Raw genomic sequence first — 220 nt, 5'->3', positions numbered from 1 at the left:
CCAAAGTTAACTTGAACTCGTTGTTGAAAGTGTTCGCAAATATCTAATGCTTGCTCAAAGTTTAGTCCATCAGTGAAAACTAATGTTTTACTCATTGGATCGATGCCATGTGATTGATAATGTTTAATTACTTTCTCGCCCCATTCAAAAGGGCAGCCACTATCATGTCTTACACCAGAATAGGCATGGCTTAAACTTTCGTCAAAGTCTGCTAAGAAAG

The 220-nt window shown here is 37.7% G+C and carries 1 pseudogene; it reads right to left on the bottom strand.

The window, feature by feature from the left end:
- Positions 1 to 220, bottom strand: a pseudogene (locus A3712_RS18470) (nicotinate phosphoribosyltransferase); the annotation flags it as partial.

The organism is Vibrio sp. HI00D65 (assembly GCF_001635455.1).
GTDB lineage: Bacteria > Pseudomonadota > Gammaproteobacteria > Enterobacterales > Vibrionaceae > Vibrio.
Note: the sequence above shows the minus strand (reverse complement) of the source record. Positions and strands in the feature narration are given on the sequence as shown.